The 888-nt window shown below is 66.0% G+C and carries 2 protein-coding genes; both read right to left on the bottom strand.

The features are described from left to right. Positions 1–522 (bottom strand): small ribosomal subunit Rsm22 family protein (locus tag AC1D00_RS43195; RefSeq protein ID WP_477014935.1); only part of this gene is annotated, 522 nt, incomplete at its 3' end. Positions 523–672: 150 nt separating this feature from the next. After that, a partial coding sequence (locus AC1D00_RS43190) for a hypothetical protein (protein ID WP_477014934.1) occupies positions 673–888 on the bottom strand: 216 nt, incomplete at its 5' end.

Below are 888 nucleotides of genomic sequence, written 5' to 3'. Positions count from 1 at the left end.
GAGTTTGCGCTGATCGGCGTCGCTGAGCTCGCCGATGATGTAGCTCGCGACGACGAGATCGGCTTGCGAGACCTCAGTGAGATTGTTGCCGGCATCGCCGCGCAAATAGCGGCATTCCGCCAGACGCGTGCTGTCATGCGCGAGTTCGAGCGCAAGCCGGCTCAGCGTCGTGTTGGCGTCGAGCAGGGTGAAGTCCTGCAGCGAGGGAAACGCCTCCGCGGCGGCCCAGCTTGCGGTGCCAGGACCTGCGCCGACGTCGAGCAGCGTTTCCGGCGCGAGGTCCGGCGCGATTTCGGTCAACGCATTCAGGCTCGCCGCCACCGCCGCGTAGGTCGCCGGCATGCGCGCGAGCGCGTAAGCGAGCGCATCGGCTTCGGACTTGATCGTGCCGGAGCCGCCGCCGGCGCGATAGGTGTTCGAGATCTTCTGGGATCGCTGCGCGGCGTCGCTGCGGGAAAAGCCTTGCAGCTTCGCGTCGAGTGCGGCCTTTAGCTCAGCGGGGAGGGTGGGTGAGATCATCATCTGCGGTCATGCCCCGCGCAGGCGGGGCATCCAGTACTCCGAGACAGTGCCGTCAACCGAGAGGCCGCAGCGTACTGGATCATCCGCTCCAGTGCGCAATTTGCGCACAAGGCGGATGATGACGTCAATGGGTGTCGAGCGCGCGCGGCGTCACGCCACGTTCTGGTCGAGGATGTCCACCGCCTCGGACAGGCTCACCGACACCAGCTGCGAGACGCCGCGCTCGGCCATGGTGACGCCGAACAGGCGGTTCATCCGCGCCATCGTGATCGGGTTGTGCGTGATGATGATGAAGCGCGTGTCGGTCGAGCCGGTCATCTCGTGCAGCAGGTTGCAGTACCGTTCGACGTTGTGGTCGTCGAGCGG

Source organism: Bradyrhizobium sp. P2_E8 (genome assembly GCF_056403875.1).
Note: the sequence above shows the minus strand (reverse complement) of the source record. Positions and strands in the feature narration are given on the sequence as shown.